This window comes from Limnoglobus roseus (genome assembly GCF_008254045.1).
In the GTDB taxonomy this organism is placed as follows: Bacteria; Planctomycetota; Planctomycetia; order Gemmatales; family Gemmataceae; genus Limnoglobus; species Limnoglobus roseus.
Map to the genome: position 1 here is coordinate 3,482,328 of NZ_CP042425.1, position 16,565 is coordinate 3,498,892.

Annotated in this window: 15 protein-coding genes; 2 read left to right on the forward strand and 13 right to left on the reverse strand. The window is 64.6% G+C overall.

The window, feature by feature from the left end; translation table 11 throughout:
* The first annotated feature begins 47 nt into the window (after positions 1–47).
* On the forward strand, positions 48–1,442 hold the full coding sequence (locus PX52LOC_RS14700) for a sulfatase family protein (RefSeq protein WP_149110817.1): 1,395 nt from the start codon (positions 48–50) through the stop codon (positions 1,440–1,442).
* Between the two features lie 9 nt (positions 1,443–1,451).
* Here the strand turns inward: PX52LOC_RS14700 and PX52LOC_RS14705 are convergent, their stop codons facing one another.
* The 13 genes from PX52LOC_RS14705 to PX52LOC_RS14765 all read right to left on the reverse strand — a co-directional run bounded on the left by PX52LOC_RS14705 (position 1,452) and on the right by PX52LOC_RS14765 (position 15,612).
* Complete coding sequence (locus PX52LOC_RS14705; protein ID WP_149110818.1) at positions 1,452–1,889, reverse strand: hypothetical protein; 438 nt, start codon at positions 1,887–1,889, stop codon at positions 1,452–1,454.
* An 18-nt stretch (positions 1,890–1,907) separates the two neighbouring features.
* Positions 1,908–3,773 (reverse strand): hypothetical protein, encoded by a 1,866-nt coding sequence (locus PX52LOC_RS14710; RefSeq protein WP_149110819.1) that lies wholly within the window; start codon positions 3,771–3,773, stop codon positions 1,908–1,910.
* Between the two features lie 59 nt (positions 3,774–3,832).
* Positions 3,833–4,756, reverse strand: a complete 924-nt coding sequence (locus PX52LOC_RS14715; protein WP_149110820.1) for an ADP-ribosylglycohydrolase family protein — start codon at positions 4,754–4,756, stop codon at positions 3,833–3,835.
* 38 nt (positions 4,757–4,794) lie between these two features.
* Positions 4,795–5,964: a dipeptide epimerase gene (locus PX52LOC_RS14720; protein ID WP_149110821.1), complete on the reverse strand. Its 1,170-nt coding sequence runs from the start codon at positions 5,962–5,964 to the stop codon at positions 4,795–4,797.
* 94 nt (positions 5,965–6,058) lie between these two features.
* Positions 6,059–7,159, reverse strand: a complete 1,101-nt coding sequence (locus tag PX52LOC_RS14725; RefSeq protein ID WP_149110822.1) for a prenyltransferase/squalene oxidase repeat-containing protein — start codon at positions 7,157–7,159, stop codon at positions 6,059–6,061.
* 136 nt (positions 7,160–7,295) lie between these two features.
* A complete protein-coding gene (locus tag PX52LOC_RS14730) occupies positions 7,296–7,697 on the reverse strand; it encodes an FmdB family zinc ribbon protein (RefSeq protein WP_149110823.1) in 402 nt (133 codons plus the stop codon).
* A 3-nt stretch (positions 7,698–7,700) separates the two neighbouring features.
* Positions 7,701–8,222, reverse strand: a complete 522-nt coding sequence (locus PX52LOC_RS14735) for a nucleotide exchange factor GrpE (protein WP_149110824.1) — start codon at positions 8,220–8,222, stop codon at positions 7,701–7,703.
* A 140-nt stretch (positions 8,223–8,362) separates the two neighbouring features.
* Complete coding sequence (gene dnaJ / locus PX52LOC_RS14740) at positions 8,363–9,499, reverse strand: molecular chaperone DnaJ (protein ID WP_149110825.1); 1,137 nt, start codon at positions 9,497–9,499, stop codon at positions 8,363–8,365.
* Positions 9,500–9,591: 92 nt separating this feature from the next.
* Entirely contained in the window at positions 9,592–10,029 is a 438-nt protein-coding gene (locus PX52LOC_RS14745) for a hypothetical protein (RefSeq protein WP_149110826.1), read from the reverse strand.
* Positions 10,030–10,165: 136 nt separating this feature from the next.
* Positions 10,166–11,800, reverse strand: a complete 1,635-nt coding sequence (groL, locus tag PX52LOC_RS14750; RefSeq protein ID WP_149110827.1) for a chaperonin GroEL — start codon at positions 11,798–11,800, stop codon at positions 10,166–10,168.
* Between the two features lie 128 nt (positions 11,801–11,928).
* Positions 11,929–12,240 carry a co-chaperone GroES gene (gene groES / locus PX52LOC_RS14755; RefSeq protein WP_149110828.1) on the reverse strand — a complete coding sequence of 104 codons (312 nt, stop codon included), beginning with the start codon at positions 12,238–12,240 and terminating at the stop codon, positions 11,929–11,931.
* An 84-nt stretch (positions 12,241–12,324) separates the two neighbouring features.
* Entirely contained in the window at positions 12,325–14,031 is a 1,707-nt protein-coding gene (groL, locus tag PX52LOC_RS14760) for a chaperonin GroEL (protein WP_149110829.1), read from the reverse strand.
* Between the two features lie 234 nt (positions 14,032–14,265).
* Positions 14,266–15,612: a thioredoxin-like domain-containing protein gene (locus tag PX52LOC_RS14765; protein ID WP_149110830.1), complete on the reverse strand. Its 1,347-nt coding sequence runs from the start codon at positions 15,610–15,612 to the stop codon at positions 14,266–14,268.
* A 266-nt stretch (positions 15,613–15,878) separates the two neighbouring features.
* Between PX52LOC_RS14765 and lspA the strand changes: the two genes are divergently transcribed.
* Positions 15,879–16,565 carry a signal peptidase II gene (gene lspA / locus PX52LOC_RS14770; protein ID WP_149110831.1) on the forward strand — a complete coding sequence of 229 codons (687 nt, stop codon included), beginning with the start codon at positions 15,879–15,881 and terminating at the stop codon, positions 16,563–16,565.

Here is a 16,565-nt window from a genome sequence, read left to right on the forward strand (position 1 = left end):
GATTGCCATATACTGAGCCGCAGTTCTCTTTTCTCGCGGGGTTCGCCATGCGACTCTTCCTCTCCTTCGTCGGGCTGTTGTTCGCGGTCGCTGCGGCATTCGCCGACGCGAAGAAGCCGAACCTCGTCGTGATGATGACCGACGACCAGCGGTTCGACTTCCTGAGTTGTGCCGGGCACCCGTTCCTGAAGACGCCGAACATCGACCGCATCGCGAAGGAAGGGGCGCACTTCAAGAACGCCTTCGTCACCAACGCGCTCTGCGCGCCGAGCCGGGCCACCTTGATGACCGGCCTGTACTCGCACGGCAACGGCGTTCTCGACAACATGGGCACGAAACTCCGCGAGGACGTGCCGTGGATGCCGGACCTGCTGCGGGCGAACGGGTATGAGGTCGGGTTCGTCGGCAAGTCGCACGTGCCGGGGCACTTTCGGCAGAAGACGTGGGACTACTACTTCGGCTTCACCGGGCAGGGGCAGTACGCGAAGCCGGTGATCGCCGAGACGGGGCCGGACGGCAAAATCGGGCCGGACAAGGCGTATGACGGCTGGATCGACGACGTGACCACCGACCACGCCATCAACTGGATGAAGAAGGACCGCGGCGACAAGCCGTTCTGCCTGTTCCTGTTCTTCAAGACGCCGCACCGCCAGTGGGTGCCGCCGGCGCGCCACAAGGAGACCTACAAGGACGCCGTCGTGAAGAAGCCGGCCCTGTGGGACGACCCGGGCCAGGGCAAGCCGCGGGCATTCCTGCAAGCGGCGAATATGTTCGGCCAGTACCCGGACGTCCACAACTACGATGAGATGATCCGCGACTACTGCCGGTGCCTGACGGCCGTGGACGACAACGTCGGCAAGGTTCTGGCCGCCCTCGACGCGATGAAGGTGGCCGACGACACGATGGTGATGTACACATCCGACAACGGCTTCTTCCTCGGCGAGTGGCAGCGGTTCGACAAGCGGTTCATGCACGACGTGTCGATCCGCGTGCCGATGCTGGTCCGCCACCCCAAGAGCGTGAAGGCCGGCCAGACACCGACGGGGATGGTGCTGAACGTGGACATCGCCCCGACGCTGCTGAACTTCGCGGGCGTGCCGTACCCGAACACGATGCACGGCCGGAGCATGACCGAGTTGATCGCCGAGCCGAAGGCGACCGACAACGTGAAGCCGTGGCGGGATTCGTGGTACTACGAGTACCACGAATTCCCGGACGCCTCGCACAACGTCAACAAGCACCGCGGCGTGCGGACGGAGCAGTACAAGTTCATCCACTACTACGACCCGCCGTTCAAGTTCGCCCAGGAGTTCGAACTGTACGACCTGAAGGCCGACCCGGAGGAGCGGACGAACCTCGCCAACCGGCCGAAGTTCAAGCCGGTCGTGGACGAGATGAAGGCGAAACTGGAGAAGCTGCGGGCCGAAGTGGGAGCGAAGTAGACCCGGCCTTCACGGGGCGTCGGGTTGGCGCTCGTGCCGCTGTAGGTATTCGACGCCGGTGTTAAGTTCTTTCCCCCAGGACAGTACGAGGCCCGTCTCGTCTGCCGTGACGATCCGATACCGGGTCACCGTGTTGCTGAAGAGCGGCTCGCGGAAGCGATCCCGCACCGACTCGATCCATCCGGGCGGTTCGGCAGTCACGGGTTCAAGAATAAGCATTCGCCCGGCCACCCTCCACCGGATGGCCGTCCCTCCACTTGGCGAGGAAAGGGTTCCGTCCGGGTTGTAGCGGACGACGTGCCTCTGCCCGTCAGGGTCGGTCGAGGAGTAGGTGCCGGGCACCCACCTCGCGACGGATGCCCACCACGCATAGCCGTACAGCGCGGCCGTGCCGGCCATGACAACCAGCACGGCAACGAGCCACCGCCGTCGAGACTTCGAGGGCATGTCTTGATCTCCGCGGCCCTACCGTGTCCAGAAGTTGATGTTCTGCGAGGCGTCGAAGACGTCCGTGTCGTACTCGATCGTGCCGATCGGGTTCTTCAGTTCGTGGACGATGTACCGGCCGTGGCCGCCGCCGGAGCGGAACACAGCCGGCTGATTGCACGGGAACAGCTTCTTGGCCCCGACCGGGATCGAAACCGGCAGTAGGTCGTCGCCCGCCGTCTTCATCTCCGCAAACGTCGGCGAATCGCTCGGCACCGGGACGTAAAATCGGTACAGGTCGCTGACCACGTACTTCGCCTTCGGCAGCGCGTTCTCGACGAGTTCCTTCCGCATCCACGCATACGTCTCCCGGCTAATCAGGGGCGTATCGACGTGCATGAACCGGAATGCCGGCCGGCCGGTCAGGCCGAGGTAAATCGCGTGCGGCGACGAGTGCCAGCAGACCACGTCCTCGGCCGTCGCCCCGCGGGCCCGGAACCACGCCGCCACTTCCTCGGCCTCTTCCACCGAGATCGACGGGAATGAGCCGGGGTAGTTCAGCAAGGCGAGTTGATCCTGTCGCCGGGCATACTCTGCCCCTTCCAGGTGCTTCCAGCAGTCCGGCCATCGGGCCAGCCGTGGACCGTCCACCAGCGCGTGGCACGGGATGAAGTCCCACACCTGGGAGAAGGAATCTTCGACGCGCTTCATCCGCTCGTAGAGCCGCGGGGAGTACATGACGGCCTGGTAGAACATCGACGACAAAATGAGGTACGCGAAGCAGAGCGGCACGACCGCCCAGCGGTGGGCCGCGAAGATCGCCAACGTCAGCAGCGTTTCGGCGACGTGCGCGTAGGGGAACTGCCGTTGAAGGACGAACGACTGGAACAGCCACGACAAGAAGAGAGCCCCCATCATCGCGCGTGTCATTCGCTGTTGCGCGTCCGACGCGGGCGTGTACAGCCACCGCGGCAGCCACGACAGCCACCGTGGCGGCGGGCGGTCTTGGCCGCCCCAGTGGACGGCCGCGAGGTCGCACAGCGACAGAACGATCGCCAGCGGTTGGAAGAACATCCACGGCACGAAGTGGAACGGGTGGCTGAGGAACCGCCAGCCGATCTCCGAGAAGATGTAGACGGTGTAGTGCGGGTTCCACGCCGTGAACACTTCCACGAAGTACGGCCACGTCCCGGTCCCGACCAGCCACGCGATGCCGGCCGCACCGAGAAGCACGCCGGCGGACAGGTTGCCGAGGAAGTCGGGCACGGTGGACTTCCACCGGCCGTCGGCCGTCACCCGGCGGGCCGAGAACAGCCACACCGCCGCCGCCGGGAAGACGACGTGCGGCTTGATCCAGACGGCCGACGCCCACAACAGCCCTTCGAGGAAGCCCTTCGCGAAGGCGTGCTCCGGTGTTCGCCGCAGTCGGATCACGACGGCCGCGAGCGCCGGCAGGAACATCCACACGTCCCGCTGCGCGTGACAGAATTCCGTCGTAAACGGGTACAGCGCCGCCGCCCCGGCCGTCATCCACGCCAGCCCGACGCGGTTCGCCCCGGCCCACCGGGCCAGTCGAAGGAGCAGCACGACGGTCGTGGTGACGATGGCCAGGTCAACCACCCGCACCGCCTCCGTGCTCGGCCCGAGCGTGCGGCGGATGGCGACGAGCAGCCAGACGAAGCCGGGCAGGTTGGTGTCGAACACGTCGCGGTAGTGGACGCCGCCGGTCATCATCGTGCGGGCGGCCATTTCGTAGAGCGTCAGGTCGCACCACGGCGGCATCCGCAGGAACAGCGGCACGCCGATGACGAGCAAGACCGCCGCGAGTGCCCACCCCAGCCACTCCCACCGCCACGGCAAATAGGAACCGGGCGGGGTCGGCGTCGACGAAGGCGGGGTGGTCATGGGCGGGGCCGTGAGGAATGGAAGCAAACAGTTAAGATATGGTCCCGCGGCCGTGGCGGTTATCCCGCGTCCGACGCGAACAACGAGTCGGCGAATTCTTCTATCCGTTCCCGCAGGGCGAGCTTCGCCCGCCACTCGGCCGGGATGCCGTCCTCCCCGTAGTACGCCCCTGCGATCTGCCCGTAGACCGCCCCGGTCGTGTCGGCATCGTCACCGAGGTTCACGGCCAGCAGGGCACCGTCGCGGAACGTGTCCGTTCGGTGGAACGCCCACAGGGCCGCTTCGAGGGACTTCACGACGTAGCCGGACCCCTTGATCTCGGGCGGTTCCGCGCCCTTGTAGAAGCCGGCGGCGATCGCGCGAATTTTCGGGGCCAACGTCTCGCGGAGCACGGCTTGCACCGGTTCGAAGTCGTTACCCAGGACGGCAGCCTTGTCCCGCCCGTGCAACGCGGCCACGGTCAGCCCCGCGTAGTACCGGCACGCATCGACGCACTCAGCCGCCCCGTGGGTCGTCCGCGACGACTGCCCGGCGTAGAAGATCGCCCGATCCGGCTCGCGGCTCCACCGGATCGGCACCGGGGCTAACCGCATGAGGCTGCCGTTGCCACCGCACTCCGCGGCCGTCGGACCGGGGTACTCGGTCGGGTGGACTTCGAAGCTGTGCAACGCCGACCGCGTGACGTTGCCGATGTCGAAGCACCGCCCCGTGGCACTGAGGTGCCCGTCGCGGTACCACCGGCAGTAGGTTTCCAGTTGGTGAATTGGGTCGAAGCCGTTCTTGGCGATCAGGCTTTCCGCGAGGCAGAGGGCCATCGACGTGTCGTCGGTCCACTGGCCCGGTTGGAGGCGGAACGGCCCGCCGCCGATCATGTCGGTGATCGGCGTGAACGTGCCCGGCGGTTTGAATTCCAGCGTGGTGCCGAGGGCATCGCCGACGGCCAGGCCGAGGAGACAGCCGCGGTGGCGGGATTGGGGCGTCATGGTGGTTCCCAAACGGAGGGCGGAAAGGACCAACACCTTCACCCGATCAGCATTTCCTTCCGCACGGTGATCGCGTCGAGCAGAACAGGGTTGGCGGCCACGCCGACGCCGCTGCCGGTGAGCATCGGTGCGCGGCCGCCGCGGCGGAAACTGATCTCTTCGAGGCTGACGTTTTTCGTGATGAGGTGCTTGTCGTAGCTGCCTTCGAGGAAGCGGATGTCCTTCACGCTCGCGGCGAACATGCGGCCGGCCCCGGAGAGGATGGCCGTCTCGCCGACCTGACAGCCGAGTTGGTAGCCGAGGCCATTCCGCTTCGCGAACTCGGCGAGCCGCAGCGACGGGATGAAGCCGCCGCACTTGCTCAGCCGCAGGTTGAACAGGTCGCACCAGCCGTTCTGAAGTGCCCGCTCGGCGTCCACCATCGAGCAGAGCGATTCGTCGAGCATGATCGGCGTCTTCACCTGCTTCCGCACGTCGGCCAGTGCCGCCACGTCTTCGTGCCGCACGGGTTGCTCGACGCTACTGATGCCGAAGGGCTCCAGTTCGCGAATCTTCGCCGCGACTTCGCCCGGCGACCACGCCTCGTTGGCGTCCACGCGGAGGTCCATCTTCGACCCGACGCGCCCGCGGATGATTTTCAGCCGCTTCGCGTCGTTGTGCCCGGCGATGCCGACCTTCACCTTCACCTGCCGGAAGCCGTACAGGTACATCGCCCAGCCCATGATGCGGGCCTTCAGCCCCTTCGCCCCCATGATGATGCCGCTGTACCGGACCTCTTTGCGCGGCTCGTACAACTCCGGAGCGAGCAACTTCGTCACGTTAATCAGCGGTTCGCCGAACGCCCGGCCGAAGGCGTCGAGGTACGCGAGTTCCACGGCACACCGGGCCGCGTTGCCCTGACAGCGGCGGTCGTCGCCGGGCACGGGGGCGAGTTGAATCTGCTCGGCGATCTTCACCGCTTCCGCGAAGTCGGCGGCGGGCTTGAGTTGCTTTCCGAGGTCGCTCTTCCGCAGCAACTCGATCACCGAGTCAATCGTCTCGCCGGTGACGTAGTCCCGCGGCACGCCTTCGCCGTATCCGGTCGAGCCGTCGCCGAGCTTGATTCGCACGACGACGTTGTCCGTCTCGGTGCGGACGTGCGAGGCGTGCTTGATCGGCTTCTTCAGCGGCACGCGGACGTGCCGAACTTCCAACTCGACGACGCGCATGAATGAACTCGATTGATTTTGGAACCCAGAGCGGAAGCGACGGGGTGCGGAGACCGTCTCCGCACCCCGTCGCTTCCGCTCTGGGTTCCAAGAATTACTTTGCCTGGCTCAACGCGAGCAGCGCGTAGCCGGTGACGAGGTTGGGGTCGCCTTCCATCCAGCGGTCCGTCTCGTTCGTCCAACTCCCGTCGGGCTTCTGCCGCTTCGCCAAAGCCGCGATCAGGTCGGCCTTCCAGTCGTGCTTCACGCCCTTGTCGTCCTCGAAGGTGGCCTCGCCCATCACGCTCATCGCCTTTGCGAAGGTGACGTAGAAGTAGTATTGCCCCCGGTCGGCGAACGCCTTCGGCATGCCGGGGTTCTGGTCGAGGGTGTAATTCTTCTTCACCCAGCCGAGGGCGGCCTTGTACCGCGGGTCATCCTTCGACACGCCGGCGTAGATCATGCTTTTGATACCGGCGTAGGTCATGCTGCCGTAGCCGGCGAGGGGAGCCTTCGGGTCGTCGCTGGTCTTGGTCGAGCCGCCACCGGCCGCCGAGTAGATGAAGCTGCCGTCGTTGATCGCGCTGGCCCACGGCTGGTCGTTGAACTCCGTCTTCAGGTTCTGGCACCGGCTGACGAAGACCATCGCCTTCTTGATCGCCGGGTCGTCTTGCCCGGCCCCGGCGGCCTTCAGGGCTTCGAGGAAGAACTGCGTGTTCGACAGGTCCGGCCGGCTCTTGCTGTCGTAGCCCGCACCGCCGTAGAAGTCGTCCTTCTCGGTCTTGCTCTCGCCCTCGTCCCACTGGAGTTTCCGCAGGAAGTCGCCGGCCGCGCCGATGACCGGCTTGTACTTCGCGTCCCGCTTGGCCGCGGCGAGGGCCATCACGTTCACCGACGTGACGTAGTTTTGCAGGCCGGTCTTCGGGTCGTTCCCGGCGATGTGCCCGGCCTTCGGGTTCACCAGACTTTCGATGTACGCCAATCCCTTCGCGGCCGGTTCTTCATCGGGGGAAACGCCGCACTGAAGGAGGCCGGTGACAACAACTCCGGTAACGCCCATGCTCTGCGGGGCCGTACCCCAACTGCCGTCCGGCTTCTGGGCCGCCTTGAGGAAGGCGACGCCCTTGTCAACGGTGGCCTTCCACTCGGCCTTCGGGTCGGCTGCGGGGAGCAGGGATGCGGTCAGGGCGAGAACGGCCAAGGCGCGTGGGAGCATGAGAGAGCCTCCGAAGATGGTGACAGTCATGGTATGGCCGCGCGGCAAAGGTGGGAACGGCGAGCGGCCCGGCGTGAGCGGGCCGTGTCTGCGTGGGACAGACACGGCCCGCTCACGCCGGGCCGCTCGCCATGACTTACTTCGACTTCTTCTTCGGCTTCGCCTCGGCCTTCGGCTCCGGCTTCGCTTCCACCTTTGGCTTCGCCCCGGCCTTCGGCTCCGGCTTCGCTTCCACCTTTGGCTTCGCCTCAGTCTTGGCTTCGGCCTTCGCCTCGCCCGCGGCGGGCGTCTCGGCCTTCGCCTCCACCGGCTTCGCGGCTTCGGCGTCCTTCTTCTCGGCGTCCTTGTAGCTGTCCTTGCGGTAGTCCGTCTCGTAGAAGCCGGACCCCTTGAAGATTAACGCCGCCCCGCCGCTGAGGAGGCGGCGGAGTTTCTTCTTCTTACACTTCGGGCACTTCGTCAGTTCGTCGTCCTTGAACGACTGCCACTCTTCGAAGGTGTGGCCGCAGGCGTCGCACTGGTAGTCGTAAGTCGGCACCGGTTAGCCCTCCGCCGCGACGATGACACTCGCTGGCCGCAGCACGCGGTCGTGCAGCGTGAAGCCGTGTTGTAACACCTGCACCACCGCTCCCGGCGGCACGTCGGCGGACGGCTGCTGCATGACGGCTTGGTGCAAGTTCGGGTCGAACGGCGAACCCGGTTCGACGGCGATGCGGTTCACGCCGTGCCGCTTGAGCACGTCGAAGAACAGGCTGACCGTCGCCTGCACGCCCTTCGCGAGCGGGCCTTCCTCGCCGACCTTCTTCGCCTCGGCCATCGCCCGGTCGAGGTTGTCGATCACGGCGAGGGAGTCTTTTGCCAGCCCTTCGTGGGCGTACTTCCGCTGCCGCTCGGCGTCCTGGTACAGCCGCTTCTTCGAGTTGTCGAAGTCGGCGATCAGCGACTTATAGTCCGCGATCTGCCGCTGGGCCTTGTCGAGGTCGGCCTGCAAGCCGGCCACGTCAACCAGTGGCACGTCTTCGTAGGGCAGCGGGTCGTCGGGGAGGTCGTTCGGTGTGGTCATGGTGGGGTATTCGTCTCCAAAACCGATTAACCACAGAGGACACAGAGAGCACAGAGGAAGACAAAAGAGTTATTTCTCTGCCTTTTGACCACTCTTCGGTTATTCCTCTGTGCTCTCTGTGTCCTCTGTGGTTGATGGTTCTATTTCTTCTCGTCGGGGGAAATCCAATCCTTCAACTTGCTGAAGAAACTCTTCTTCCCGGGGCTGGCGACCTGGGCTTTCTCCATCACGGCGAGTTGCCGGAAGAGTTGCTCCATCTCGGGCGTGATCGTCTGCGGCGTGTCCACCACCACCTGAATCAGCAGGTCGCCTCGCTTCTTCGGGCTGCGGACGTGCGGCACGCCGTGGCCGAGGATGCGGAGGACTTCGTGCGTCTGCAATCCGCGCGGTAGTTCGTGCCGGACTTTGTCGCCGGTGAGGGTGGTAATTTCGATCGGCCCGCCGAGCGCGGCCTGGCTAAACGTCACCGGCCACTGGCAAATCAGGTTGTGCCCGTCGCGCTGGAAGAAGCGGTGTTCCTTCACGCGGACGACGACTTCCAGGTCGCCCCGCGGGGCACCGGCGCTGCCGGCGTCGCCCTTGCCGCCGTGGCGGATGCGGTTGCCCGAATCGACGCCGGGCGGGATATCAATTTCTTCCGTCTTCCGGCTCGCGACGCGGCCGTTGCCGCGGCACCCCGAACACGGGTCGGGGTTAATCATGCCCCGGCCGCCGCAGGCGGTACACGCGGCCTGCACCTGGAAGATGCCCTGTCGTTGGATCGTCACGCCCTGGCCGCCGCACCGCCGGCACGGCGTCGGTTGCGTGCCCGGCTTCGCCCCGCTACCGTTACAGGTGCCGCACACGTCCTCAGTCTGGAGGGTGATGGTTCGTTTCGTGCCGAGGACGGCTTCCTTCAGGTCGATGTCCACGACCACTTGAATGTCGTTGCCCGGTTGCGGGCCTTGTCGCTGCCGCCGGCCGCCACCACCGCCCCCGCCGAAGAAGCTGCCGAACAGGTCGCCGAACATCTCCGAGAGGTCCACGCCGCCGCCGAACCCGCCGCCTTGGGCGTTCAGCCCGTCGTGGCCGTGGCGGTCGTAGATGCTCCGCTTGTCGGCGTCGGACAGCACTTCGAAGGCTTCCTGGGCCTCCTTGAACTTCTCCGTCGCGTCGGCATCGCCGCCGTTGCGGTCCGGGTGGTACTGCATCGCCAACTTGCGGAACGACTTCTTGATCTCGTCGCCGTTGGCCGTCCGCGTGACGCTCAGGACTTCGTAGTAGTCGCGCTTAACCATATGTGAACGCTCTCGGCCGGCGGCCGTCCGTCTGCAACTGGGGCTGTCGTCCCGGAAACAATCTGCCCATTCTAGCGGCTACACGCCCTCGATTAAACGGCTTGGCCGCATTGGCCACAGTACTTCGCGGCCTCGTCATTGAGGGCTGAACACCCTTGACATCGCATCTTGACTATCGCTTGTTCGCGAAAGTTTCGTCTGCCGCGTCCGATCTGCGAGAGGATGGCACCGACAAAAGCCGCATTTACACCCCAGAAGCCCAATGTTGCAGCCGTTTCGCGTTCAGCTAGTCGCCGTTTGACCGCCCCAATCAAGGCGTCGGACTGTCTCGTAAGTTCGGCGGTCTGCTCGGTCGAGTCGGCACCTTCATGAGCCTTCGTAGTACGTACATCCGGCAGCTTAGTGGCGAAGGCCGACTGCAAAAAGGCTAACAGGCAAAGCAGCATTCCGAGTCCGAAGAGTGTCACACCGCTGTAATACGCGATCGTGCGACCGGGCGAAACGCTCTGGACCGGCATTGGGGTAGGCATTGTCTGCTCCGATGAATGCTTCTAGTTTATCGGATCGAGACGTCCTACACCCCTCCACTCTTCAAAGGACAGGGGCCAGAGAAAAGCTGCCACCAGCTCTGCTCCGACCCCTGACCTCTAACTTCTGACCTCTGACTTACGCCACCGCCCCTGCGACCTTCGACGCCTTGTCGTCGTCGTCGATCTTGGTGATGACGACTTCCGTCGTCAGCATCAGGCCGGCGATGCTCGCGGCGTTCGTCAGGGCCGAGCGGGTCACGACCAGCGGGTCGATGATGCCGGCCTTGAACATGTCGACGTACTCGCCGGTGTTGGCGTTGTAGCCGATGTTCTGCGACTTCTCGCCGCGGCTCGACACCTCGTCGGCGATCACGGCCGCGTCCACGCCGCAGTTCTCGGCGATGATGCGGACCGGCTTCGTCAGCGCGCGGGCCACGATCTCGGCCCCGGCCTTTTCGTCGCCCTTGAGCTTGTCGGCCACCTTCTGGACTTCCGGCACGCAGCGAAGCAGGGCCACGCCGCCGCCGGGGACGATGCCTTCGGCGACCGCGTACCGGGTCGCGTGCAGGGCGTCTTCCACGAGGTCCTTCTGTTGCTTCATCTCGGCTTCCGTCGCCGCCCCGACGCGGATGATCGCCACGCCGCCGACGAGCTTCGCGAGCCGTTCGCTGAACTTTTCCTTGTCGTAGCTGCTGGTCGTCTGGTCCATCTGCGTGCGGATCGTTTCCACCCGGGCGAGGATGGCCTTCTCGCGGTCGGCGTCCGGATCGACGATGATCGTGCAGTTTTCCTTCTCGACAACGACGCTGTTGGCCGTGCCGAGTTGTTCCAACTCGATGCTTTCGAGCTTCAGGCCGAGGTCTTCGCTGATGAACTCACCGCCGGTGAGGACGGCGATGTCGGCGAGCATGGCCTTGCGGCGGTCGCCGAAACCGGGGGCCTTCACGGCGCACACGTCGATCAAGCCGCGGAGCTTGTTGACGACGAGCATCGCCAGGGCTTCGCTCTCAACGTCTTCCGCGATGATGAGCAGCGGCTTCTGAGCCTGCGCGGCCTTTTCGAGCAGCGGCAGGAACTCGCGGACGTTCGACAGCTTCTTCTCGTAAATGAGGATCAGCGGGCTTTCGGCCTCCCACTTCAGGTCGGCGTTGCCGGCCGCGAAGTACGGGCTGATGTACCCCTTATCGAACTGCATCCCTTCGAGGTACTCGATCTGCGTTTCGCTCGTCTTGCCTTCTTCGATCGTGATGACGCCGTCTTGGCCGACCTTGTTCATCGCCTCGGCCATCATCTTGCCGACGTGCGGGTTGTTGTTCGCCGAGATCGTGGCGACTTGTTCGAGTTCTTCCGGCTTCGTCAGCTTCTTGACGAGCGTGCCTTCGAGAACTTCAACCGCCTTGGCGACGGCCTTGTCGATGCCGCGCTTGACGGCCATCGGGTTGGCCCCGACGCCGATGGTGCGGAGGCCTTCTTGATAGATCGCGAGGGCCAGTACGGTGGCCGTCGTGGTGCCGTCGCCGGCCACGTCGTTCGCCTTCTGGGCGACGGCGTTGACGAGCTTCGCGCCCATGTTCTCGAACGGGTCGGGCAGTTCGATTTCCTTGGAAACCGAGACGCCGTCCTTGGTGACGGTCGGGCCGCCGAAGGACTTGTCGAGGATGACGTTCCGGCCGGTTGGCCCGAGCGTGACGCCGACGGCCTTCGCGAGCTTCTCGGCCCCGGCCAGGAGCTTCTTGCGGGCGTCGTCGGTGTAGAGCAGTTGCTTCGCCATGAGGTAGGTTCTCCAGATTCTTAACCACAGAGAACACCGAGATCACAGAGGATAAAAACTAAATCTTCAACTCTGTGATCTCGGTGTTCTCTATGGTTAAGTCTTGTTTTGTATGTATTGGGTGATGTTTACTTCGTGACTTTCGCGAGCAGTTCGCTCTCGCGGAGGATTTTGATTTCCTTGCCGGCGACTTCCACGTCGCTGCCGCTGTACTTGCCGTAGAGGACGGTGTCGCCGACCTTCACGCTCATCGCGAGCCGTTGGCCGTTCTCGCTGAGCTTGCCGGGGCCGGCCGCGATGACCTTGCCCGATTGCGGCTTCTGTTGCGCGTTGTCCGGCAGCAGAATCCCGCCGGCCGTCTTCTGTTCCGCTTCTTGCGGCTCGACCACGATCCGGTCATCGAGCGGCCGCAGCACGGCAGCCTTTTCGCCCTTCGCCATTGGTGAAACTCCGCTTATCAGTGGTGTGATGAATTGTCTGAGACGAAAAGCCCACCCGTCGTTTCGACAGGTGGGGTCGTTGGCTTACATCATCCCGCCCATGCCACCCATCCCCATGCCACCCATCCCGCCCATGCCACCCATCCCTCCCATGCCGCCGCCGTGGTCATGGTCGTGGTGGTGATCGCCGCCCGCACCCTTCGGTTCCGGGATGTCGGCGATGACGCCTTCGCTGGTCAGCAGCAGGCAGGCCACGCTTGCCCCGTTTTGCAGGGCCGAGCGGGTGACCTTCACCGGGTCGATGACGCCGGCTTTGCGGAGGTCTTCGAAGGTGTCGGTGTCGGCGTTGTAGCCGTAGTTCTTGTCCTTGCCCTTCAAGATGTGGCTGACGATGACCGTGCCGTCCTTGCCCGCGTTCTCGGCGATCAAGCGGCAGGGCATTTCGAGGGCGCGAATCAGCACTTTCAGGCCGGCCGCCTCGTCGCCTTCGGCCTTCGAGCCGCGTTCCAGAACCTTGCGGGCATTCAAGAGGGCCACGCCGCCGCCGGGGACGATGCCTTCTTCGATGGCCGCCGCGGTGGCCGCGTGCGCGTCTTCGTAGAGGGCCTTGCGTTCCTTCATTTCGGTTTCCGTCGCGGCCCCGACCTTCACCTGGGCCACGCCGCCGGCCAGCTTCGCCAGGCGTTCTTGCAGCTTCTCGCGGTCGTACTCGCTGTCGGTCTTCTCGATCTCGGCGCGGATGACGTTGCAGCGACCTTCAACGGCGGCCTTCTTGCCCGAACCTTCCGTGATGGTCGTGTTTTCGGCGTCGATCTTGACCTTCTTGGCCCGGCCCAGGTCGGTGATCTGGACGTTTTCGAGTTGGATGCCGAGGTCCTTGAAGATCGCCTTGCCGTTGGTCAGGATGGCGATGTCTTCGAGCATGGCCTTGCGGCGGTCGCCGTACCCGGGGGCCTTCACCGCACACACTTGCAGCACGCCCTTGAGCTTATTCAGCACGAGCGTCGCCAGGGCTTCGCCTTCGATGTCTTCGGCGATGATGACGAGCGGAGCTTTCGCCTGGCTAACCTTCTCCAGCAGCGGGATCAGATCTTTGACCGCGGACACCTTCTCTTCGAAGATCAGGATGTACGGGTTGTCGAACTCGCAGGTCACGCTGTCTTGATTGTTGACGAAGTGCGGCGACAGGAAGCCGCGGTCGAACTGCATGCCTTGGACGACGTCCAGTTCCGTGTCGTTGGTCTTGCCTTCTTCGATGGTGATGACGCCGTTGGCCCCGACGAGTTTCATCGCCTCGGCCAGCTTCTTGCCGATCTCCTTGTTGTTGTTCGCGGAGATGGTGGCGACTTCGGTGATTTCCTTCGTGTCCTTCGGGTCAATCTTCTCGGCGATCTTGCCGAGTTCATCGACGACCTTCTCGACACCGGCTTGAATGCCGCGGACGACGGCCATCGGGTCGTGCCCGCCGGCGATCGCCTTCAGCCCTTCGCGGAAGATAAACTCGGCCAACACGGTCGCAGTGGTGGTGCCGTCGCCGGCCACATCGCTGGTCTTGCTGGCGGCTTCCTTGACGAGTTGCGCGCCCATGTTCTCGAACGGGTCTTGCAGTTCGATGTCTTCAGCGACGGTCACGCCGTCCTTGGTGACGTTCGGCGCACCCCAGCCCTTGTCGAGGACGGCGTTCCGGCCGCGTGGCCCGAGCGTGGATCGCACCGCACGGGCGAGTTTGCTCGCACCGGCGAGCAGTTTCTGACGGGCATCATCGGCAAAGGCGAGCTGCTTAGCGGCCATCCGGGTAAACTCCGTTGGAGGGTCAAGAGTATCGCGTGAGCGGGGATAAGCAAACCGGATGCCGCGATGGTGAAGATGGTGTAAGGTGCTAAATCGTCGATGGTTGTGGCTGGTGGCAGGCGAAGAAGTGGTCCGCCGAAATGACAGTCGGCAGCGAATCTGGCAGGAGCAGGTCATCCACAAGCCCGCAGCGCAAAGCAGGACGTCCCGCCCTTGCTTGCGCTGCGGGCTTGTCTACTTTGCCGCCCGCGCGTCTACAAACTCGCGGATCGCGCGTTCGAGTTGATCGACCTGCTTCGGATGGCCGCTCCAAAGTCGGCGGCCGGTCCCGTCGATCAGTACGAGCGTGGGGTACGCCTTCACGCTGAAGGCATCTTGAACCGTCCCCGCCGTCGCTTCGATCTGTAACTCATAGGGGAAGCGGTGGTTCTTGCGATACTTCTCGGCTGCCTCCAACCGCTGACGGGTGGTGCCGGTGTCGCAGAGGACCGTCACGACTTGGAGGGCCTGATCGCGGTAAGCGTCGTGCAGTTTCGTCAGCGTCGGGATCGCCTTCGTGCAGTGGATGCAGTTCGTCGAGGCGAAGTCGAGGAGCAACAAATCCCCCTCACGGCCACTCGGGAACGAGCGAACCTTTCCATCCTCATCGAGCAGTTTGATCTCGAAGTCTCGGTCAATGGAACGCGACGTTGAACCGGGCGACGGAAGCAACGGCGGGGCAACGGATGGCCCGGGGATTGCGACGGGCGGCAGACGGTTGTTGGTGGGCGGCCCGGGGGCGACAAGCTCCGGCCGCACCGGCGGAGCTGGGGGCACGGGCGAAAAACTGCCGTCGTTGTTGCTCGGGTAGGGCAGCGTCTCACCGTTACCGCCGCCACGCGGCGTGTCGAACAATGGTGGCGCCGTCACGCTACCGCCCGGAGGCGGGATCGATGGAGACGCCGTCGCCGCGCCCGGCAAATCGTTACCACCGCCGCCGGGCGTCGTTGTCAGCGGCGTGACTGCGAAGTCGTCGCGGAGTTGGATTTTCACCTGCTGGTTCGGCACCGTCACGTACTGCTTGCCGATCTGGTTGCGGACGCTCGCGGTCAGGATGTACGTGTCCCCGGGTTTCAGCCCTTGAATCAGGAACAGGCCGCTGCGGTCGGTCTGCACGCCGATTTGCGCCCCCGGCGTGTTCTTCGTCGGGTCGGCGTTTTCCAGCGCGACGAACGCCCCCTCGACGAGTTGCCCGTCCTGCGTTTCGACGGTCCCGGAGATGAGCCGTTGGGCCGCGTTGCGGAGGTCGAAGTTCTTGCTGGTCGGCCCCGCCCACGTCCCGGCCGCTGGCACCCGGACGTTCGACGAGGGAACCGTCGGCGGGTCGAGGAAACTGCCGGGTTCGCGCTTCGGCCGGTCGGTCGGCAGTTCGTAAGGCGAATCGCCCTTACGGTCGGGGGCAAGATTCCGGTCCCGATCCTTGTCCTTGGTGCGGGAAGTTGGCTCGGCGGACGGGCGGTCCTTCTGCCATCGCTCGAAGAGCCGGCAGCCGGTCTGCGTCGTTAAAACTCCGACGACCAGGAGTGTCCAACACGCCCGCATGGGTCGGCCTCGGTGACGAAACGTCGATCGTGAATCATTCCGACGAAGGCGAACGCGGTCAAGTTCAGCCGGGCCGATCGGGGAAAGGTTACGGGTTGCGGCCGATGGGCGACCGCCGAACCTGCGTGAACCCTTGAATCGCGCAGATCTTGCCGAGATTACGCCACCCGTGCGGTTGGTGCATCCGGTCGGGGTTGTTACGATGCGGGTGGAAAGATATAGCGAATGGATGGGCCACGGCGGTCCGTTCGGGTGAGGACAAGCGGATGCAACCGGCGACTCGGTCTTATCGTTGGCTCTTCGTCTCGCTCGCCGTGATCGGCCTGGCGGCCGACCTGGGCACGAAGTACGGCATGTTCCACTGGCTCCACAACGGCGGACAGGCAGTCGATCAAGGCGCGTTCCGCACTTACGCCTTCGACGGCCAGGTCGTTCACGGCGAGTACGACGTGATCCCCGGTTGGTTCAAGTTCACCGCCGAGTTCGATCCCGCCACACCGACGGCCGAATCGGGTCTTCAGAAGTCGTTGCAAACCTGGAGCGCCCCGGTGATGCCACGGGTCAACCACGGCGCGCTCTTCGGCATCGGCCAGCAGCACAAGGGGCTGTCCAACGGCGTGTTCGCCGTCGTCTGCGTTGTCGCGGCCGTTGCCATCGGCATCTGGGTCAGCCGCGGGCAAGCCCGACACGACCGCTGGCTCTGCACGGCCCTCGGCTTGGTTTGCGCCGGCACGCTCGGCAACTTCTACGACCGCGTCGTCTTCGGCGGCGTCCGCGACTTCCTGCACTTCTATAAGCAGTACCAGGGTCAGGAGTGGCCGGTCTTCAACGTGGCGGACTGCTGCCTCGTGGTCGGGGCGTGCGTGCTGTTGGTGCAAGCGATGTTCGCCCCGTCGCCGGAGAAGAAGACCGCCACCGTCGAACCGCAACCCGCGGCAACGCCGGTGCCGTAA

What these genes read in the sequence shown, in the direction of transcription:
- PX52LOC_RS14700 (WP_149110817.1), top strand. Translation starts at nt 48, where the DNA reads ATGCGACTCTTCCTCTCCTTCGTCGGGCTGTTGTTCGCGGTCGCTGCG.
- PX52LOC_RS14705 (WP_149110818.1), bottom strand. Translation starts at nt 1,889, where the DNA reads ATGCCCTCGAAGTCTCGACGGCGGTGGCTCGTTGCCGTGCTGGTTGTC.
- PX52LOC_RS14710 (WP_149110819.1), bottom strand. Translation starts at nt 3,773, where the DNA reads ATGACCACCCCGCCTTCGTCGACGCCGACCCCGCCCGGTTCCTATTTG.
- PX52LOC_RS14715 (WP_149110820.1), bottom strand. Translation starts at nt 4,756, where the DNA reads ATGACGCCCCAATCCCGCCACCGCGGCTGTCTCCTCGGCCTGGCCGTC.
- PX52LOC_RS14720 (WP_149110821.1), bottom strand. Translation starts at nt 5,964, where the DNA reads ATGCGCGTCGTCGAGTTGGAAGTTCGGCACGTCCGCGTGCCGCTGAAG.
- PX52LOC_RS14725 (WP_149110822.1), bottom strand. Translation starts at nt 7,159, where the DNA reads ATGCTCCCACGCGCCTTGGCCGTTCTCGCCCTGACCGCATCCCTGCTC.
- PX52LOC_RS14735 (WP_149110824.1), bottom strand. Translation starts at nt 8,222, where the DNA reads ATGACCACACCGAACGACCTCCCCGACGACCCGCTGCCCTACGAAGAC.
- dnaJ (WP_149110825.1), bottom strand. Translation starts at nt 9,499, where the DNA reads ATGGTTAAGCGCGACTACTACGAAGTCCTGAGCGTCACGCGGACGGCC.
- PX52LOC_RS14745 (WP_149110826.1), bottom strand. Translation starts at nt 10,029, where the DNA reads ATGCCTACCCCAATGCCGGTCCAGAGCGTTTCGCCCGGTCGCACGATC.
- groL (WP_149110827.1), bottom strand. Translation starts at nt 11,800, where the DNA reads ATGGCGAAGCAACTGCTCTACACCGACGACGCCCGCAAGAAGCTCCTG.
- groES (WP_149110828.1), bottom strand. Translation starts at nt 12,240, where the DNA reads ATGGCGAAGGGCGAAAAGGCTGCCGTGCTGCGGCCGCTCGATGACCGG.
- groL (WP_149110829.1), bottom strand. Translation starts at nt 14,031, where the DNA reads ATGGCCGCTAAGCAGCTCGCCTTTGCCGATGATGCCCGTCAGAAACTG.
- PX52LOC_RS14765 (WP_149110830.1), bottom strand. Translation starts at nt 15,612, where the DNA reads ATGCGGGCGTGTTGGACACTCCTGGTCGTCGGAGTTTTAACGACGCAG.
- lspA (WP_149110831.1), top strand. Translation starts at nt 15,879, where the DNA reads ATGCAACCGGCGACTCGGTCTTATCGTTGGCTCTTCGTCTCGCTCGCC.